The sequence below is a fragment of the Actibacterium lipolyticum genome (assembly GCF_900184935.1).
Taxonomy (GTDB): Bacteria; Pseudomonadota; Alphaproteobacteria; order Rhodobacterales; family Rhodobacteraceae; genus Actibacterium_A; species Actibacterium_A lipolyticum.
In genome coordinates this window covers 227,135-246,303 of record NZ_FXYE01000002.1, presented here as the reverse complement: position 1 = coordinate 246,303, position 19,169 = coordinate 227,135, and the positions used below count along the sequence as shown (strand labels likewise).

The following is a 19,169-nucleotide window of genomic DNA, read 5'->3' as shown; positions in this document are numbered from 1 at the left end:
CTCAGGGGAGTTGTGCGTGAACGGCGTTAATCGCCGCCTGATTCAGGGTCAGGCCAGCATCGTTAAGAAGGGCCTGCGCGAACATGGCGAAGATGTCCTGACTGATCGCCTGCGCCGCCTGTGCGTCAAGCGCGGTCTTCAGCTGAGCCGTTGCCGTGTCTTCGGCGTCCGGTGGCAAGATATCGTCCAGTTGAACCAAGAACACGGTCTTACCCGCATCGACAATGGTGCTTTCGCCGATTTCCAGACCGAACACCGCATCACTTAGGGTTAGCGGGGTTACGCCACCGCGTGTCACAGCTTCGGCTTGTTCAACGGTCATTTCCAGCCCTTGCATCGTTGTCCCCGCATCAAGCCGCGCTTTCAGCGCCTCGGCTTGGGCGGTTAGCTGGCTTGCCGTTTCTTGGGTTTGCCAACCGATGATCGCCTCTTCGCGGACATCGTCGAGTGGGCGCAGTTCTGGGGCCTTGATCTCTTCCAGGCGCAAGGCGGCAATGCCACCGTCGTCAAGTTCGATAACTTCGGGGAAATCGCCTTCTTGGACGGCAAGCGCGGCGTCGCGGAATGCGGGATAGGCCGCGATGCCCGAGGTTTCAGTGGCCGAAAAGTCGATGGTGCCAAGCACCATGTCAGTTTCATTGGCCAGCTCTTCCAGCGTCGCGCCAGCGGCCAGACGGTCGTCAATGTCGCTGATGCTATCTTGTACGATGCGGCGGGCGCGATCTTGGGCCAGTTCGCTTTCCAGTTCTTCGCGCACATCTTCGAACGGGGTTTCCTGAGCCGCCAGAATGGCATTCATGCGGAACAGGGCAGGGCCAAGGTTCGTGTCCACAGGGCCAACAATGCCGGGCGCCTCTAGCGCGAACACGGCGTCAGCGGCGGCACCCAGATCTTGGCGCGACGCGTCGCCCATATCAACATCCGAAAGCTCTAGCCCGCGCTCCAGAACCAGCGCTTCGAACGGGGCTTCGCCTGCGTCCAGTCGGGCTTTGGCAGCGGCTGCCTCTTCTTGGGTTGGGTAAACCAGACGTTCAACCAAGCGCCGTTCCGGGCTTTGGTATTCGCTAAGGCGTTCGTCATAAAGCGCGCGCACTTTTTCGGCGTCCACGTCGATTGTTCCAAGGATCGTCTCAGGAGTCAGCGAGACATAGGTCAGCGACTTCGCCTCGGGCGTGGTGAAAGCCGGAGCGTTGGCTTCGTAATAGGCTTGCAGCGTGGCATCGTCAGGGGCGCCAATGTGGCTTTCCAACGTGGCAGAGCTAAGTTCGATCATCGAATAGCTGCGGCGCCCACCAAGGTATGTGTACACAACGTCGCTATAGTTTTCTGGCGCACTGATCCCAGCCAATACCGCGCCCTGCAGCAAGGTGCGGGCGGTTTCGGTGCGAATCTGCGTTTCGAATTCAGGTTCGGTCAGGCCGTTCTGCTGAAGGGTGAAACGATATGCCTCGCGGTCGAAACGGCCATCAAGCCCTTTGAACGCGTCATAGCCAAGAACCTGCTGCTGTACTTCGGTGTCGCCAACCGAAACGCCCATGCGGGCGACTTCGTTATCCAAGGCGGCGGTCGTGATAACGCGGCTGCGCGCGTTGGCGACAATGCCGAATGACTCTGCCTGAGCGATTGTCATACGCTCGCCGGTTTGGGCTTCGGCTGCGCGCAAGTCTTGCTGAAGCTGGCGCGCATAATCATTCACGCTGATCTCTTGGTCACCCACGGTGCCGATGCTTTGAACGGACCCACCAAAGTTGCTGACGCCAAAGCCACCAAGGCCAACGATAAGCAAAAGAAGGATGATCCACACAAAGACATTGCCGGTTTTCTTAGCCACACCCATGGGTACTTATCCTTCCTTGGCGATAATCTGTCGTGGATGTGTAAGCGGTTGCTTTAAGGGCCGCAAGCGTCATGGGGCAAAGGTTGCAAGCCGTTTGAACAAGGTGGCAATTCCTGCTGCATCGATATTGGCAAATGCGATGCGCAATTGGCGCGCGCCGGCGGGGTCATCGGCGGGTGTAAACATGGTGCCGGGCAGCAAAAGAACGCCCGCGTTTTGCACCAGTTTCTGCGCCAATTCGTTCGATGGGATATCGAACGGGTGTTCCATATAGGCGAAATACGCACCGCATCCCAACAGGGTCCAGTCGGGCAGGGCGGGCGCGCCATCTTCGATTGCGGCGCGACGGTTCAGGATTTCGTCCCGTTCCCCAGCCAGCCATTGGCCAAGGTTTTCCATACCCCACAGTGCCGCACGCTGGCCGATTTGGTTAGGGCAGATGGCGACGGTATCCAGAAACTTTTCGACCTCGGCCAAGCGATCTTCGGAGGCAATCATCGCCCCAACACGATGCCCCGTCAGCCGATAGGCCTTAGAGAACGAATAAAGGTGGATAAGCGTGTCGGCCCAATCGGGATCTTCAAACAACGCATGTGGCGCGCCATCGCGGCTGTCAAAATCCCGATAGGTTTCATCCACCACCAGCGCGATACCGTGGGATTGTGCCAGTTGATAAAACGCGGCGACTGTTTCGGCCGAATATTCAACGCCACCGGGGTTGTTGGGGGTAACCAGAACAATGGCCTTGGTACGTGGCCCAATCAGCGCGCCGGCGGCGTTGACATCGGGGATAAGGCTGGGCCCGGTGGCAAGGGGAACGGCCGTTATTCCAGTCATGTCTAGCCACATTTTATGGTTAAAATACCAGGGGGTTGGCAGGATAACCTCATCCCCTTCCTTGGCCAGCGTCGCCATCGTGGCGCTGAAGGCTTGGTTGCAGCCCGACGTGATCGCAACCTGAGAGGGGTCGATCGTGCCGCCATAGGCCTTAGACCAGTCAGCCGCAACGCGGGCGCGCAATTCGGGCAGGCCAAGCACGGGCCCGTAAAGATGCGCCTCTGGGGTGTTCAGAACAACATCGGCGATCGCTTCGCGCAGGGCTTGCGGCGGTGGGTCAACCGGTGCGGCCTGACTGACGTTCAGCAGCGGGCGATCTGCGGGAAAGTCCACCCCTTCCAACCAGCGCCGCGCCTCCATCACCGGGGGTGGGAAGGTTGCGGCTAGGTTTGGATTCAGAAGTAGGGGCATTCGCGGCAATCCTCGCTCGTTTGGCGCGTCGGGTTCGGGCGCATCTGAGCACCGGTTCCGCGCGCCTGCAAGAGCGGGATTAGGGGTTAGTCTTTACCGCGGTAAGGTTCGACGTATTGCAAGGCCATATCCCATGGGAAAAAGATCCACGTGTCTTGGCTGACTTCGGTGATGAACGTGTCCACCAGCGGGCGACCCTTGGGCTTGGCGTAAACCGTTGCAAAATGGGCGTTGGGGTAAAGTTCACGTACCAGTTCCAGCGTTTTGCCGCTGTCCACCAGATCGTCGATCACCAGAATGCCGGTTCCATCGCCCACGATTTCAGGGTCGGGCGCTTTCAGCACCTTCGCGTCCATCTGTTCCTGATGGTTATAGGATTTCACGGAAATCGTATCGATCACCCGCACATCCAATTCGCGTGCGATGATCATCGCGGGGGCCATGCCGCCGCGCGTGATCGCCACGATGGCCCGCCATGCCCCATCGTCAGGCCCGTGCCCATCCAACCGCCACGCAAGCGCGCGGCTGTCACGGTGAATTTGGTCCCAGCTTATGTGGAACCCTTTTTCATGGGGCAGGCGGTCGCTCATCTTTACTCTCCGTTACCGTTCTTGCGGCCTGTTACTGCATCAATATCGGGCGCATCAACCGCCTTCATGCCGACAACATGGTAACCGGCATCCACATGCAGGTTCTCACCCGTCACGCCAGAGCCAAGGTCAGACAGAAGGTATACAGCTGACTTACCGACTTCGTCCTGTGTTACATTGCGGCGCAGGGGCGAGTTAAGCTCGTTCCACTTAAGGATATAGCGGAAATCGCCAATGCCAGACGCAGCCAGCGTTTTGATCGGCCCGGCAGAGATCGCGTTGACCCGGATGTTATCCTTGCCCAAATCTTCGGCCAGATATTTCACCGATGCTTCCAGCGCGGCCTTGGCAACACCCATCACATTGTAATGCGGCATCACCTGTTCGGCGCCGTAATACGTAAGCGTCAGGCAAGACCCGCCATCTGTCATCATCTTTTCGGCGCGGCGCACAATCGAAGTGAACGAATAGACCGAGATGTCCATCGTCATCGCAAAGTTGCTGCGGCTGGTGTCAACGTAACGCCCGCGCAGTTCGCCCTTGTCGGAAAAGCCGATGGCGTGAACAACGAAGTCCAGCTTGCCCCATGTCTTCTCCAACTCGTCGAAAAGACGATCGACCGAGTCTTCGTCGGCCACATCGCATTCCAGAATAAGATCGGAACCAACTTGCTGCGCCAGCGGGCCGACGCGCTTTTTCAGCTGCTCACCTTGGTATGAAAACGCCAGCTCTGCGCCATGTTCAGCACAGGCTTTCGCGATTCCCCACGCGATGGATTTGTCATTCGCGAGGCCCATAATGAGTCCGCGCTTGCCGTCCATAAGTTTTGTTGACATTCGCCGCCCCTCAACAACTTTTCTAGAGTGCCAACCGTTTAGGCCAAAGCAGGGCCGCCATCAAGCGAAACGGCATGGGCGACAATGTTGACCGGTTAGGTGATTGACCGTAGACGCGAAAAGGGCTGGGGAGAAGCAAATGTCAGAACGAAACGGTATTTTTGCTGGCGACGATCCGTTCGTCTTGGCAAGAAAATGGCTGACCGAGGCCGAGGCGTCAGAGCCTAACGACCCCAACGCCATCGCGCTGTCGACGGTCGACGCATCTGGTATGCCAAATGCGCGGATGGTCCTTCTTAAGGAAATCGAAGAAGAAGCCTTTGTATTTTATACGAATTACGGTAGCGCTAAGGCAGAAGAAATAGAATCCGCCGGAAAAGCGGCGTTTGTGTTACATTGGAAGTCGCTGCGCAGGCAAATTCGCGTGCGCGGCATTGTAAAAAGAGAAGAAGGCCCGAAAGCTGACGCTTATTTTGCGTCGCGCTCTTTGAAGAGCAGGCTCGGGGCTTGGGCGTCACGCCAATCACAACCTCTAGAGTCGCGTTCGGCTCTGTTGGCGGAGGTTGCACGTGCAACCGCTTTGCGAGGGACGGCGTTAGAAAGACCAACGTTTTGGGGTGGTTATAGGTTATGCCCCACCGAGATAGAATTTTGGGCAGATGGCGCCTTCCGGTTGCATGATCGGTTCCGTTGGCGGCGCGAAACCCTAGGTGCGGAATGGGAAATTCAGCGGTTAAACCCGTGATATTCACGCTTCGTGAATGGCAACACATTGACTGAAAAAGCAAATTTTGGCTTGCAGTCTCAGCGTGGTCTGTCACAACAGAACGCGGGGAAGCTGAGTAAAAAACGTGATACAAACTATGAGCGAACAGGACGAAGACGTCATGCGCACGGTAATGGGCCGTGTCAAATGGTTCGACCCTACTAAAGGTTTCGGATTTGTTGTTTCCGACGAGGGAGGGGCCGACATACTTTTGCACGCGAATGTGCTGCGGAACTTTGGACAAAGTTCTGTGGCGGATTCTGCCGGCATTGAAATTGTTATCCAAGAAACTGAACGCGGGATGCAAGCTACTCAAGTCCTGCGTATCGATCCGCCCGAGGGAATCGTTGGTTCCGCTCTGGAGGATTTCGCGGATGCTGATCTAGAAGAACTTGCATCGACCCCGCTGGAACCAGCGCGTGTGAAATGGTTCGACAAAGGCAAAGGCTTTGGCTTTGCAAATGTCTTTGGCAGCGGCGATGATGTATTCGTACACATTGAGGTCTTGCGCCGATCCGGTCTGGCGGATCTGCAACCGGGGGAGGCTGTTTGCCTTCGCGTGGTTGACGGCAAACGAGGCCGCATGGCAACGACGGTAAGTTCATGGGAAAGCGCAATTTCAGAAGACGCACCAAGCAGCTAATACTCGCTGTGACCGCCTGCCTGTTCGGCGGGCCTCTCTTTGCGCAATGCAATGAGGCAATCGTCGATTTGAAAGGCGATTGGGGGCAAGCGCGATTTTCAGTCGAAATCGCCGACGACCCAGAAGAACAGGCACGCGGTCTTATGTTCCGCGAAACGCTTCCGCTTAGCCACGGAATGCTTTTCCTATACGAAAGCCCCCGGAGTGTGGCTTTCTGGATGGAGAATACGCTCATCCCACTGGATATGCTGTTTATCGGGCCGGACGGCCGTGTTGCGCGTATTCATGAAAACGCCATACCAAAAGATCGCACTGTCATTAATGGCGGGAGAGGGATTCAAGCCGTGTTGGAAATCAACGGCGGCTTGGCGCGCAAGATCGGCATCGAGGTCGGTTCTGCGGTGCGCCATCCCGCATTTGATCCATCGGGGGCAGCGTGGCCCTGCGACTGAATTCGCCAATAGCGTTTGAGGCTTGTGCCTTGCCTGTTTGGTCGGGGATTTAGCCGTGCCACGGTTCATTCTTCATGCAGGCACTCACAAAACGGGAACCACGGCGGTTCAACGTTTTCTTTACGCGCGCCGGAAAGAGCTTGCCGCCAACGGCGTCGTTTATGACACCGGAGAGGATATCTTCGGCGGGACATTACGGGCGCATCACCACATCGCGCATGCCTTGGCCAACTGGACCGATGACGACCGGCGCTTGTTAGACAAATATCACGCCAAGCTTCGCAAACATTACGATGACGGGAAAGACATCCTGATCAGCGCGGAAGCGTTTTATCGCCACGCGGCGAAAGGGTGTGACAATCCCGACGCCGCCCGCGCGGTGTATATGAAACGGATCGGCGCGTATTTCGAAGAGTTCGCGCCAACGCCTTCGTTAGTGTTCCGGCGGCCGGACGGTTTTGCCGAGTCCTTTTACAAGGAACACATCGCTAGCGGTCCTTTCAAAGGGTCATTTGAGGATTGCATAACACGGTTTTCGGCGCGTTTTCGTTATGCCGAGCGCGAGGCAGAGTTTGTCGCAACCTTTGGGTCCTGCATGGTTTTCAGCTTCGAAGATCAGCTTCGTCGCGGGGTGTTAACCGCATTCCTTCAGGATCACGGTCTGCCAGAGCTAACGCCGCTTGAAAGCAAAGGTCAGGTCCGCAGCGGCATCTCCGTCCCCGCAGCACTTTGGATGGCGCAGATCAAGCGGGACCAGATGCCGGACAAGCGCGAACTGCGCCGCCGTTGGCAATTCGCGCTAAGTGATTCTGGCGCGCAAGTGTTCCAGCACGAAAAAGGGGCCAGTTTCTGGTCATCGACCCAGCAACGTGATGCACTTTGGGATCTGGCGGTTGATGGTTTCTCTCGTCCGGACTTTTGGCAAAAGCCAACAGACCCAATCATTTCCTATGCGTGGTCGGATGATCAACACGCACAGGCCGAGGCCGCCTATCAACACTGGCGCGTTACAAAAAAGGGTTCACAAATCTTTCGTGAGCTTGTTGGCCTGGCGCCATACGATCCTGATACTGCCGTTCCTGCGCCAATCCGCGCTCTGGGACGTGCTGTTGATGGGGTAAGATTAATTTTGCGTGGCGAAAGCTGATTTTTGCTCTTTTCATTCCCGATCATGATCGTTAGGAGTGCCCTCGTTCGGGGCGTAGCGCAGCCTGGTAGCGCGACGGTTTTGGGTACCGTAGGTCGCAAGTTCGAATCTTGCCGTCCCGACCATTTATAAAGCTTTCATGATGTCTTTATGAATGATGTGCTGATTGCTTTCACGCAATCAAGCACCCGCACCAATTGGGTTCTTCGGCTTAGTGAGGACTTAAATTGAAGCAGCTTCTTCTTCACGTTGGAACGCACAAGACGGGCACCACCGCGATTCAGCACGCGCTGTTTGCAGAGCGTGACGCGCTTTTGCGCCAAGGCGTCCTCTATGACACCGGTTTTGATCAGGTGAAGGGAACGCGCTATGCGCAGCATGGGGTTTCTCACGCGCTTGCGCGATTTAACGACGAAGATCAGGCCGGTCTGGCCGCCTACCGCGCACGGCTGCTGAATGCGCCGTGTGACCGGATTGTCATAAGCGCCGAACCCTTCTATCGCCATTTTGATCGGCGCGGTTTCGAAACCGCTGGTGCGCCAGAGGATTACGAGGAGCGCCGCCGCGTATATCTGGATCGCGTGGCCGAGTATTTCGATTGCTTTGATACGCGGGTCTCATTGTATTTCCGGCGGCCCGATAGTTTTGCGTCATCGTTGTTCAAAGAAAACGTTACATCGAACAGCATGAAGCAGGATTTTCCTGACTTCCTTCAGGGGCGTGCGCGGGTCTTTCAATATGCGGATCGGTTAAATGACTTTGAAACCCGTTTTCCCAAGACCGATGTCTTCAGCTTCGAGGCACTGACCAAGAGGGGGCTGATCGCCGGTTTCTTTGCCGATCACGGGCTGACCCTGTCGGATAGCTTTCAGTCTGACCCGGTGCGCCAAGGCGTTTCAGACCGGGCCGCGCTGTGGCTGTTGCGGGCAAAACAAGAAACCGACCTTGATGCGCAGGCGATCAGCCGTCGATGGGCGTTCGGGTTGTCGCCAGAAGGCGACGAGGTGTTCAAAAGCGGCGCCAAAGAAATGTTCTGGGATTCGGCCGCCGCGCGCGCCGCGTTCGTTCGTGAGTCGCTAAAGGGATTCTCGCACGCTGATTTCTGGGCAGACGACTTGGGCAATGCGCGCCCGATTGAATGGTCTGACGACGCGCAAGCAAGTGCCGAGGCGGCGTTCCTGCATTGGCAAAAACAACATATAGTGGCGTTGCGCGTGCGCGAAGCGATCGGCGCAAAGCCTTTCACGCCCTATGATCAACTGCCTAAAGCCCGCAGAAATATCCTTTCAGCGTATTACACTGTTGCATCGCTGTTACGTGCTCACCGGTGAAGGCTACCCATCCGGTGATCCGGGGCAGAGGGCAAAAGTTAATGTTCTGGCAATCTCTTAGTGTTTTCGGCTAACCCAATATGTTGTTTTGGTTTTTCCGGAAACGCGCGCGTCAAACTGAGATTTTGTTCGATTGTGGATGAATCATTGGCGGGGCTTTCGGACGCCTAGGCATCTGTCAGGTCAAGGAAAAAAATAGGTGGAAACTTCAAATTTTTCCGTTGACCGCTTGGGCCACTAACGTACACATTGTGTGAGCCGAACGGAGTAGCACAACATTTTGTGCCGTGACGGGGCGGGGACACAGTTATCAGACACAAGACCACGGGGGACCGTCGGGTCTTTTGATCGCAGTATCATTTCTGCGACAGGGTGCTTTGTTTCTTTGCCGCAGGCAGAATTTGATGGGTAGGGCGCTGCGTTCGGTCTGCCTTGGGTGTGAACAAAAGAGTTGCGACGGGGCAGAAAATGAAAATCGAACGGAAATTCACAAAAGCAGATACCGGTGCCTACGGCGCTTTGGAATTTACCTTTACTGCATCCGAAATTCGCAACCCCGATGGGACCATCGTTTTCGGCCTGGATAACGTCGAAGTTCCAACAACTTGGAGCCAGGTTGCCTCGGACGTTATCGCGCAGAAATACTTCCGCAAGGCGGGCGTTCCTGCACGTTTGAAGGCCGTCAAAGAAAAAGGCGTGCCAGAGTTTCTGTGGCGTTCGGTGCCTGACGACAAGGCGCTGGAAAGCCTGCCTGAAGAGGAACGCTTTGTTGGCGAAACGTCCTCTAAGCAAGTGTTCGACCGTTTGGCGGGTGCTTGGTGCTATTGGGGCTGGAAGGGTGGCTATTTCACCGACGAGGAAGACGCTCGCGCCTATTTCGACGAAATGCGCTATATGCTGGCGACCCAGCGCGCGGCGCCAAACAGCCCACAGTGGTTTAACACTGGCCTGCACTGGGCATACGGCATCGATGGTCCGGGGCAGGGCCACTATTACGTCGATTATAAAACCGGCAAGCTGACGCGCTCCAAGTCTGCGTATGAGCATCCACAGCCGCACGCCTGTTTCATTCAGTCCGTTGCGGATGATCTGGTTTCCGAAGGCGGCATCATGGACCTGTGGGTCCGCGAAGCGCGCCTGTTCAAATATGGCTCCGGCACTGGCACGAACTTCAGCTCGCTGCGTGCCGCGAACGAAGCGCTGTCGGGCGGTGGCAAATCCAGCGGCCTGATGGGCTTCTTGCGCATTGGTGACCGTGCTGCTGGTGCGATCAAATCGGGCGGCACCACACGCCGCGCTGCTAAGATGGTGATCTGTGATGCGGACCACCCCGATATCGAAGAATTCATCAACTGGAAGGTCAAGGAAGAGCAAAAGGTTGCCTCCCTTGTTGCCGGTTCCAAGATGCACGAAGCGCATCTGAACGACATCTTTGGCGCGATCCGTGAATGGGATGGTTCCAGCGAAGATGCCGTTGATCCTTCCAAGAACCCAAGCCTGAAAACGGCGATCCGTTCGGCCAAAAAGGTCGCGATCCCAGAGGCTTACGTAAAGCGGGTTCTGGATTACGCCAAGCAAGGCTACAGCGCGATTGAATTCCCAACCTACGACACGGACTGGGATTCCGAGGCTTACAGCTCTGTCTCTGGTCAGAACTCCAATAACTCCGTCCGCGTGACCGACGCCTTCCTGAAGGCCGTCGAAAACGACGACGATTGGGAACTGCTGCGCCGCACCGACGGTTCGGTTGCTAAGACGATCAAAGCACGTGATCTGTGGGAACAGATCGGCCACGCTGCTTGGTCCTGTGCCGATCCTGGCATTCAGTACCACGACACCGTTAACGCATGGCACACATGCCCCGAAGATGGGCAGATCCGCGGATCGAACCCATGTTCCGAATATATGTTCCTGGACGATACCGCCTGTAACCTGGCGTCGATGAACCTGCTGACGTTCTATAAGAACGGCAAGTTCATGGCCGAAGAATACATGCATGCCTCGCGTCTTTGGACGCTGACGCTGGAAATCAGCGTGATGATGGCGCAGTTCCCGTCCAAGGAAATCGCGCAGCTTTCTTATGACTTCCGCACGCTGGGTCTTGGCTATGCCAACATCGGTGGTCTGCTGATGAACATGGGCCTTGGCTATGACAGTGACGAAGGCCGCGCCCTTGGCGGTGCCCTGACTGCAATCATGACTGGTGTGTCTTACGCAACATCGGCCGAGATTGCCTCTGAACTGGGTGCTTTCCCAAGCTATGACCGCAACGCCAAGCACATGCTGCGTGTTATCCGTAACCACCGCAATGCGGCCTACGGCAACACAGACGGTTACGAAGATCTGGACGTAAAGCCGGTTGCGCTTGATCACGCAAACTGCCCTGACAAGCGCCTTGTCGAACTGGCGATGGGTGCATGGGACGAAGCACTGGCGCTGGGTGAAAAGCACGGCTACCGCAACGCGCAATCCACCGTGATTGCCCCGACCGGCACCATCGGCCTTGTGATGGATTGCGACACCACCGGGATCGAGCCTGACTTCGCACTGGTGAAGTTCAAGAAGCTTGCTGGCGGCGGTTACTTCAAGATCATCAACCAGTCGGTTCCGGCGGCACTTGAAAAGCTTGGCTATGGCTCCGCTCAGATCGAAGAGATTGTGGGCTACGCTGTTGGCCACGGGTCCATCGGCAACTGCCCTGCGATCAACACGACATCCTTGATCGGTCACGGCTTTGGCGCGAACGAGTTGGAAAAAATCGAAGCGGCGCTGCCGTCGGCCTTCGACATCCGGTTCGTCTTTAACCAGTGGACGCTGGGCGAAGAGTTCTGCACAGGCAATCTTGGTATCCCGGCTGAAAAGCTGAACGATCCGTCGTTTGACCTTCTGCGTCACCTTGGTTTCACCAAGGCCGACATCGAAGCAGCAAACGATCACGTCTGCGGTACGATGACACTGGAAGGGGCACCACATCTGGACCCCAAGCATTACCACATCTTTGACTGCGCCAACCCGTGCGGCAAAAAAGGTAAGCGTTTCCTAAGTGTTGATAGCCACATCTACATGATGGCCGCGGCCCAGTCGTTCATCTCGGGTGCGATTTCCAAGACGATCAACATGCCGAACGACGCAACGATCGAAGACTGCCAGAAGGCATATGAACTGTCTTGGTCGCTGGGTATCAAGGCGAACGCGCTGTACCGCGACGGCTCCAAGCTGTCTCAGCCGCTGGCCGCTGCACTGGTCGAAGATGACGAGGAAGCCGAAGAAATCCTCGCCAATGGTTCGCCTCAGGACAAGGCCGCCGTTCTGGCTGAAAAGATCGTCGAGAAGGTGATCATTAAAGAAGTCGCCCGTGGCCGTGAAAAACTGCCCGAGCGTCGGAAGGGGTACACCCAGAAGGCCATCGTTGGCGGTCACAAGGTTTACCTGCGGACCGGCGAATACGAAGGCGGCGCGTTGGGCGAAATCTTTATCGACATGCATAAAGAGGGGGCCGGCTTCCGCGCGATGATGAACAACTTCGCCATCGCGGTGTCGGTTGGCCTGCAATACGGTGTGCCGCTGGAAGAGTTCGTGGATGCGTTCACCTTCACCAAGTTCGAACCGGCGGGCATGGTTCAGGGCAACGACAGCATCAAAAATGCGACGTCGATCCTTGATTATATCTTCCGCGAACTGGCTGTGTCCTATCTGGACCGCACCGATCTGGCCCATGTCAAACCCGAAGGTCACACCTTTGATGACGTTGGCCGGGGCGAGGAAGAGGGCGTTTCAAACGTTCAGGAGCCATCGGAAAGCACTGCGTCTAAGTCATTGGAAGTGTTGAAGCAAATCAGCTCTACCGGGTATCTGCGTAAGCGGGTTCCACAGGAATTGATCGTGCTTCAAGGCGGCAGCTCTGGTGCGACGGCACTGGATACATCGGCTGACCCGATGGCGACATTGCAAACGCTGGTGCCAGAAGCCAACCAACCCACGACAGGGCTGGCCTCGGGGACCGTCGGCATGGACGCCCGTGCGAAGGCAAAGATGCAAGGCTACGAAGGTGACCCTTGTGGTGACTGTGGTAACTACACGCTGGTGCGCAACGGCACCTGCATGAAGTGCAACACATGCGGCGGGACATCCGGCTGCAGCTAAGGAATTGCGCCCTTCGGGGCGTAATACGACCAACACGGTTCCGGGGCGGGTGCGCTCGCCCCAGGCGCGGATTGGGCCGCAGGCAAACAAACCGAGCGGTATAAAGAGTGAGCCTAATCAGCGAAACTTAGAGCGCCCATCTGGGCGCTCTTTTTTTTGCTGGGCGGGGATTACATCACCGCGCCAACCTGCCATGGGACAAATTCATTATCGCCAAGGCCCAAAGCCTCGGACTTGGTGGTTTCGCCTGACGCAACGGCCAGCACCTTGTCCAGAATATCCGCGCCCTTTTGCGTGATCGAAATACCTTGGCTTAGGATATCGCCGCAGTTGATATCCATGTCGTCCGGCATCGCAGCAAACAGCGCGTCATTCGTGGCTAGTTTTATCGTTGGCGCGGGTTTCGACCCAAAGGCTGATCCACGCCCGGTGGTAAAGCATAACACCTGCGCGCCGCCTGCAATTTGGCCGGTGGCGGATACCGGATCATATCCCGGCGTGTCCATAAACACGAAACCGGGCTGCGTGATCTGTTCGGCGTAGTCATAGAAGGCGGTCAACGGGGTGGACCCCGCCTTGGCCACCGCCCCGAGCGATTTTTCCAGAATGGTGGTCAGCCCGCCCTGTTTGTTGCCCGGCGATGGGTTGTTATCCATCGAGCCTCCGTTCATCGTGGTGTACTCCTCCCACCACGTGATGCAATCGATCAGGCGCTGCGCCTGTGCAGGGTCGGCCGCGCGGCGCAAAAGCAGTTGCTCGGCCCCGAAAATTTCGGGCGTTTCCGACAAGACGACAGTACCGCCCAGCCCAACCAACAGGTCGGATGCAAAGCCAAGGGCCGGGTTGGCCGTCAGCCCGGAATACCCGTCGGAACCGCCGCATTGCAGCGCCAGTTTTAGCGCTGACGCGGGGCAGGGCGTTCGGGTGGATTGGTTGGCTAGGGGAAGCAATTCCAACACCTTAGCCTTGATCGCGTCGATCGTGGCGCGGGTGCCCCCGGTGTCTTGAATCGTCAGGAAATGAAACCGTTCGCCACCATCCGCACCGGCGTTTTGTTGCATCCGGGCGACCTGCATCACCTCGCAGCCCAGCCCGACAAAGACGGCCGCGCCGACGTTGGGGTGGGTGGCATGGCCCCACAGCACGCGGTCCAACATCTCAAACCCGCGGCCAGAGCTGGCCATGCCGCAACCGGTGCCATGGGCAAAGGCCGTGACGCCATCGACGTTGGGAAAGGCGTCCAAGGCACCTTCGTTTTCCAACTCAAACGCGGCGCGGCGAATGACGGTGGCCGAACAGTTTACCGTGGCGCAAAGCGCGATGTAGTTGCGCGTTCCGACCTGTCCGTTGGGGCGTTGAAACCCCATGAAGGTTCGGGGGGCAAGCGTCGGAACTGCCGCCTGCGCAGCCGCCAGATCTGCACCGATCTGATAGTTGGTGTCGTGGCCCGAAAAGGCGCAATTGTGGCTGTGCACATGATCGCCCGCCGCGATTGGTGCTGTTGCGGTTCCGATGATCTGGCCGAACTTGGTGATGTCGGCACCCTGCGGCATCGCAACACGGGCAATCTTGTGCCCGCCGGCCACGCTGCGCGGCAACGGCGTGCCAAGGCCCAAAGGATCCGCCCCCGCAGCGGCGCGCGTGGGCAGAATCGCCACGGTGTCGGACGGGTGCAGGACGATCGGGTCAGCCATGCTGCGTGCCTTCGTGGGACAGAGCGCGGATCACGCCGCGCAATTCGGCCAAGCCGCGCAACCGCCCGATCAGCGGATAACCGGGGTGGGTTCCGCGTTCAGCGTCCATCAGGATTTCGTGGCCGTGGTCCGGGCGGAACGGGATTTCCACGTCGCGGCGCCCTTCAGCGATACGGCGCTTTTCTTCGTTCAACAGCACGGCGATCAGGGCGACCATATCGGTGTCGCCGTCCAGATGCGCGGCCTCTTCAAACGATCCGTCTGGGTCTTTGGCCACGTTGCGCAGATGGGCGAAATGGATGCGGTCTGCGAATTGTTTCGCAATCGCCGGAACGTCGTTCGCCGGGTTCGCCCCAAGCGAGCCCGAGCACAGCGTTAGCCCGTTTGCGACGCTATCAACTGCGCCCATTATCCATTTGATATCATTGACGTCCGAGACAATACGCGGCAGGCCCAGAATGTCGCGCGGCGGGTCATCCGGGTGCACGCACAGACGCATTCCCAACTCTTCTGCGGTGGGGATGACTTCCTCTAGGAACCGTTTGTAATTGTCGCGAAGCGCGTCTTGGCCAAGCCCGTCATAAAGGGTCAACGCATCGCGCAGCCCCGCCACATCATAGCGGTCATAGGCACCGGGAAGGCCCGACATGATCGACATCAGCAACTGGTTGCGGTCGGCCTCTGTCGATTGTTGAAACCAGATTGCGGCGGCTTGGCGCACGTCTTCGGGGTAATCGGCCTCGGCTTCGGCGCGGCCCAGCATGTGCAGCTCAAACGCGGCCATGCGCGGGGCGGAATAGCGCAGGCAGGTGCCACCGCCCGTAACGGGGGCGGTCAAATCTGTGCGGGTCCAGTCCAGCAGCGGCATGAAGTTGTAACAGATCGTCGTTACCCCTTCGGCGGCAAGGTTGGCCATGGATTGCCGGTAATTCGCGAACAGCGCGGAAAGATCGCCATCGCCGCGTTTGATGCGTTCGTGGATGGGCAGGCTTTCAACAACGGACCACTCAAACCCGGCGGCGCGAATTTCACCTGCGCGGTCGGCAATCGCCTCGCGGCTCCAGACCTCGCCATAGGGGACTTCGTGAAGGGCGTTGACGATGCCGGTCGCGCCGGTCTGGGCGATTTCAGGCAGGCGGATTTTGTCGAAAGGGCCGTACCAGCGCCAGCTTTCCTTCATTTAGAAACCTCTTGGGCTGCGGCGCTTGCGCCATTTTGTTCAAGCATGGAATAGGCGGCGATCACGTCATCGGCGATTGTTTTGGCCAGTTCGGCGGAAAACACATCGCGCACAGACAGCAGGGCGCGAACCTTGTCGGCGCCGGTGTCAGCCCCATCCGAAAGCGCGCGCAGCTTGTCGGCCAGCGGGTCTTTCACATCAATTGGCTGGCCGTTCTCATCAACGCCGCCGACGTATCGCATCCACGCCGCCACGGCGAGGGTCAGGCCCGGGCTGGATCGTCCAGCCGCGTGGTTTTCCGACAACGTGCCAAGAATGCGTTGCGGCAGTTTCTGGCTGCCATCCATCGCAATCTGCCATGTGCGGTGGCGGATCGCGGGGTTGGCATAGCGGTCAAACAGCGCGTTGGCATAAGCGTTCAGATCTTCGCCCGGTGGGGGCATAAGGGCCGGAATAATTTCGGCCTGCCACAGGTGACGCACGAAACGGGCGAACACCGGGTCGGCGACCGTATCGGCGATGGTTTCATGCCCGGCCAGATAGCCAAGATAGGCAAGCGATGAGTGCGTGCCGTTCAGCATCCGCAGCTTCATATGTTCGAACGCGGTTACATCCTGCACCAACTGCGCACCGACGGCGCCCAGATCGGGGCGGGCGTTATCGACGAAGTCATCTTCGATCACCCATTGGCGGAAGGGTTCGTGCATCACCGGGGCTTGGTCGTCATACCCGGTCAAGGTGGCCAGTTCGGTCACATCTTCGGGTTTGGTGGCGGGAACGATGCGGTCAACCATGGTGGCCGGGAAGCGTCCCTCGGCTGCGATCCAGTCGGCAAGCGCGGGGTCGATGGCACGGGCCAGTTCCAGCACCACGCCACGCACCACGCGGCCGTTTTCAGGCAGGTTATCGCAGGTCATCACCGTGAAGGGGCGCATGCCCGCCTTGCGCCGCATATCCAGCGCGCGCACCAAAAAGCCGGGCGCGGATTGGGGCAGCGGGTTGGACAGGTCGTGCTGAATATCGGGATGGGCCAGATTCAAGGCACCGGTGCTGGGTTCGTGGCAGTACCCTTTTTCGGTCACCGTCAGGGTAACAATCTTGACCGCCGGGTCGGCCATTTCGTTCAGCACGGCCTGTGGGTCTTCGGGGGCGACAAGCACGTCGCGCACCACTTCGACCACACGGGGCTTAGTGCCGTCCGGCGCCAGTTCGACCGCCGTATAGGCAAACCCCTGCGGGCGCAGCAGGTCGCGAGTGCCGGGGCTTTTCAGGCTAACGCCAAGGATGCCCCATTCACCACCTTTGGCGGCAATCGCCTCGGCAATGTAAATGGCACCGTGGGCGCGAAAAAACGCACCAAGGCCAAGGTGGACGATACCCACCGCGGGGCGGGCATCGCCAGTGGGCGCAAGGCGGGGAAGATCAGCGGGCAAGCCAGCCTCCGTCAACGTTAAGGACCGCACCGTGGATGTAATTCGCAGCGCGCGACGACAGGAAAACAGCCGTTTCACCAATGTCATCTGCCTTGCCCCAACGGCCCGCTGGAATACGCTCCAGAATGGCGTTGTTGCGCACGGGATCGGCGCGCAGGGCTTCTGTGTTGTTGGTTTCGATGTAACCAGGCGCGATGGCGTTCACGTTGATCCCCTTGGCGGCCCATTCGTTGGCCAACAGCTTGGTGATCCCCGCAACGCCATGTTTCGACGCGGTATAGGATGGCACGCGAATGCCGCCCTGAAACGACAAAAGCGACGCGATGTTGACGATCTTGCCGCCCGTGCCACGCGCAAGCGCGGCCTTGCCGAACGCCTGACAAGTGAAAAAGACCGCCTTCAGGTTCACATCCATCACCTCGTCCCAGTCGGCTTCGGTGAAATCGATGGCGTCGTCGCGGCGGATGATCCCGGCGTTGTTGACCAGGATGTCGATCTTTTCATCGGCGAACACGTCACGCGCAGCCATGGGATCCGCAAAATCCAACGTCATTTCGCGCGAACCGGGGATCATGCCAACGGTTTCCGCACAAGAGGAACGACCGGCGCAAATCACCGTTGCCCCCGCGCGGCCAAGCGCGGCGGCGATGGCTTGACCGATGCCTGTGTTGGCACCGGTCACAAGGGCCGTTTGGCCCGAAAGGGAAAAGGCGCTCAACGCAGCTCCTCCATGCCGACCATTTCGACATCGCGGTAATCGACGTTGTCACCGGCCATCGCCCAGCAGAACGTATAGCTGCCCGTGCCCGCGCCACAGTGGATCGACCACGGGGGGGATACGACGGCCTCTTCGTTTTGCATGACAAGGTGGCGGGTTTCATCAGGGCGACCCATGAAGTGGAACACACGGTTGGCTGGGTCCAGATCGAAGTAGAGGTACGCCTCCATCCGGCGGTCATGCAGGTGGGCAGGCATGGTGTTCCAGACAGAGCCACCGTGGAACTGGGTATAGCCCACGACCAGCTGGCAGGATTCCATCACCTCTGGGTGCACAAACTGATAGATGGTGCGGTCGTTCGCGGTTTCCGGCGCGCCGGTGCGGAAGCTGGCGGCCTCTGCAATCGTCACAAGCCGCGAAGGGTAGGTGGCGTGCGCAGGCGCGGACAGGATGTAGAACCGACCGGGGCCCGAGAATGTGACCGGGCCAGAACCCATGCCAAGATACAGCACATCGCCGCGGTTCATCGAATAGCTTTCGCCACCCGCAGCCACAGTGCCCGTGTCACCGACATTCAGAACCGCCATTTCGCGACGATCCAGAACAGATGCCGTGCCGCATTCTGCAACGTGATCCAGCACCAGTTCGCCCGAACCGGGCACAGCGCCCCCAACGATCATGCGGTCGTAATGGGTATAAGTCAGCCGAATTTCACCTTCCACGAACAGGCCGCTGATGTGGAAATGTTCGCGCAGTTCGGTGGTGTCCAGGCCTTTGGCGGTGTTCGGGTCAATGGCGTGGCGTGTTTCAACAGTCAGCATGGGGTATCCTTTCAAAGAAAATCGTCGCGGCGTGGCGTGAAGGTGTCGATCAGGGTTCCGGCCTCAAGGCAGCGGCAGCCGTGCATTGCTTGTGATGGAATGACGAAGCTGTCGCCGGGGCCGACCTCGGTTTCGACGCCGTCGACGGTGAACACGAAGCGTCCCTTTTCAACATAGGTGGATTGAACATGGGGGTGGTTGTGCAGCTTACCTTCGCCACCCGCGTCAAAGACGAAGGCGACGACCATAAGTTCGGGGCTGTCTGCTAAGACTTGGCGTGTGACGCCGGGATCAGCAGCAATGATGGGGAAGGGTGATGACATTTGGTAC

At 58.2% G+C, this 19,169-nt stretch carries 16 protein-coding genes and 1 tRNA gene; 7 read left to right on the top strand and 10 right to left on the bottom strand.

The features are described 5' to 3' along the window. Window position 1 precedes the first annotated feature (1 nt). The 4 genes from COL8621_RS09875 to fabI form a co-directional block, all read right to left on the bottom strand. Complete coding sequence (locus tag COL8621_RS09875) at window positions 2-1,837, bottom strand: peptidyl-prolyl cis-trans isomerase (protein ID WP_093967213.1); 1,836 nt, start codon at window positions 1,835-1,837, stop codon at window positions 2-4. A gap of 69 nt (window positions 1,838-1,906) precedes the next feature. After that, entirely contained in the window at window positions 1,907-3,085 is a 1,179-nt protein-coding gene (locus tag COL8621_RS09870; RefSeq protein ID WP_093967212.1) for an aminotransferase, read from the bottom strand. 86 nt (window positions 3,086-3,171) lie between these two features. Next, window positions 3,172-3,675, bottom strand: a complete 504-nt coding sequence (gene gpt / locus COL8621_RS09865) for a xanthine phosphoribosyltransferase (protein WP_093967211.1) — start codon at window positions 3,673-3,675, stop codon at window positions 3,172-3,174. A 2-nt stretch (window positions 3,676-3,677) separates the two neighbouring features. Continuing rightward, complete coding sequence (fabI, locus tag COL8621_RS09860) at window positions 3,678-4,511, bottom strand: enoyl-ACP reductase FabI (RefSeq protein ID WP_093967210.1); 834 nt, start codon at window positions 4,509-4,511, stop codon at window positions 3,678-3,680. A 139-nt stretch (window positions 4,512-4,650) separates the two neighbouring features. Between fabI and pdxH the strand changes: the two genes are divergently transcribed. From pdxH to COL8621_RS09825, 7 genes are all read left to right on the top strand, one after another. Next, complete coding sequence (gene pdxH, locus COL8621_RS09855) at window positions 4,651-5,256, top strand: pyridoxamine 5'-phosphate oxidase (RefSeq protein ID WP_093967209.1); 606 nt, start codon at window positions 4,651-4,653, stop codon at window positions 5,254-5,256. A gap of 118 nt (window positions 5,257-5,374) precedes the next feature. Then, window positions 5,375-5,920: a cold-shock protein gene (locus tag COL8621_RS09850; RefSeq protein WP_093967208.1), complete on the top strand. Its 546-nt coding sequence runs from the start codon at window positions 5,375-5,377 to the stop codon at window positions 5,918-5,920. Continuing rightward, window positions 5,881-6,372 carry a DUF192 domain-containing protein gene (locus COL8621_RS09845; protein WP_093967207.1) on the top strand — a complete coding sequence of 164 codons (492 nt, stop codon included), beginning with the start codon at window positions 5,881-5,883 and terminating at the stop codon, window positions 6,370-6,372. Before COL8621_RS09850 ends, COL8621_RS09845 begins: the two co-directional genes overlap by 40 nt. 55 nt (window positions 6,373-6,427) lie before the next feature. Then, window positions 6,428-7,519 (top strand): hypothetical protein, encoded by a 1,092-nt coding sequence (locus COL8621_RS09840; protein ID WP_141137872.1) that lies wholly within the window; start codon window positions 6,428-6,430, stop codon window positions 7,517-7,519. Window positions 7,520-7,567: 48 nt separating this feature from the next. Then, window positions 7,568-7,644, top strand: a tRNA-Pro gene (locus COL8621_RS09835). A gap of 102 nt (window positions 7,645-7,746) precedes the next feature. Next, the gene (locus COL8621_RS09830; RefSeq protein ID WP_093967205.1) at window positions 7,747-8,850 is read left to right on the top strand and encodes a hypothetical protein; all 1,104 of its coding nucleotides are present in this window, start codon (window positions 7,747-7,749) and stop codon (window positions 8,848-8,850) included. Between the two features lie 468 nt (window positions 8,851-9,318). Further along, complete coding sequence (locus tag COL8621_RS09825; RefSeq protein WP_093967204.1) at window positions 9,319-12,993, top strand: vitamin B12-dependent ribonucleotide reductase; 3,675 nt, start codon at window positions 9,319-9,321, stop codon at window positions 12,991-12,993. Window positions 12,994-13,163: 170 nt separating this feature from the next. Here the strand turns inward: COL8621_RS09825 and COL8621_RS09820 are convergent, their stop codons facing one another. The 6 genes from COL8621_RS09820 to COL8621_RS09795 are packed head-to-tail and all read right to left on the bottom strand — an operon-like array spanning window position 13,164 to window position 19,162. Continuing rightward, window positions 13,164-14,687, bottom strand: coding sequence for a UxaA family hydrolase (locus COL8621_RS09820; protein ID WP_093967203.1), 1,524 nt, complete (start codon window positions 14,685-14,687; stop codon window positions 13,164-13,166). Further along, a complete protein-coding gene (uxuA, locus tag COL8621_RS09815) occupies window positions 14,680-15,867 on the bottom strand; it encodes a mannonate dehydratase (protein ID WP_093967202.1) in 1,188 nt (395 codons plus the stop codon). Before uxuA ends, COL8621_RS09820 begins: the two co-directional genes overlap by 8 nt. After that, window positions 15,864-17,300, bottom strand: a complete 1,437-nt coding sequence (locus COL8621_RS09810) for a mannitol dehydrogenase family protein (protein ID WP_235823832.1) — start codon at window positions 17,298-17,300, stop codon at window positions 15,864-15,866. Before COL8621_RS09810 ends, uxuA begins: the two co-directional genes overlap by 4 nt. Next, window positions 17,290-18,018 carry a 2-dehydro-3-deoxy-D-gluconate 5-dehydrogenase KduD gene (gene kduD, locus COL8621_RS09805; RefSeq protein ID WP_093967200.1) on the bottom strand — a complete coding sequence of 243 codons (729 nt, stop codon included), beginning with the start codon at window positions 18,016-18,018 and terminating at the stop codon, window positions 17,290-17,292. Before kduD ends, COL8621_RS09810 begins: the two co-directional genes overlap by 11 nt. Next, window positions 18,015-18,839, bottom strand: coding sequence for a 5-dehydro-4-deoxy-D-glucuronate isomerase (gene kduI, locus COL8621_RS09800; RefSeq protein ID WP_093967199.1), 825 nt, complete (start codon window positions 18,837-18,839; stop codon window positions 18,015-18,017). The genes kduD and kduI overlap by 4 nt, the downstream gene beginning before the upstream one ends. An 11-nt stretch (window positions 18,840-18,850) precedes the next feature. Beyond that, entirely contained in the window at window positions 18,851-19,162 is a 312-nt protein-coding gene (locus COL8621_RS09795; RefSeq protein WP_093967198.1) for a cupin domain-containing protein, read from the bottom strand. Window positions 19,163-19,169 lie beyond the last annotated feature (7 nt).